The following is a 235-nucleotide window of genomic DNA, read 5'->3' as shown; positions in this document are numbered from 1 at the left end:
CCTGGATGAAGGCGTATTTGGCACTGAACGAAATCGGCAGGCCGGAATAGGCTGCCTTCACCTCGGCGCGGCGAACCTCGAAGCTCTGCTCGTCGAAGCGGCCGCTGACCGAGCCGGAAAGCCCCCTGGGGCTGTTGAAGCCGACAAGGCCGACATAATCGGAGGTCGCGTTCTCGAGGCCCGAATCGGCGCCGACGTTGACAAGGTCCGGCGCCGCGAAGGAGTTCTGGCCGTC

Annotated in this window: 1 protein-coding gene; it reads right to left on the bottom strand. The window is 64.7% G+C overall.

Features of this window, described 5'->3' with window-relative positions:
• Nucleotides 1-235: LPS assembly protein LptD (lptD, locus tag AC0L2O_RS37555; protein ID WP_473373290.1), on the bottom strand; the 235-nt coding region annotated here is incomplete at both ends.

It is taken from the genome of Bradyrhizobium sp. Kon10, from assembly GCF_055807395.1.
The sequence above is the reverse complement of the archived record's forward strand: the minus strand, read 5'-3'. Positions and strand labels throughout refer to the sequence as shown.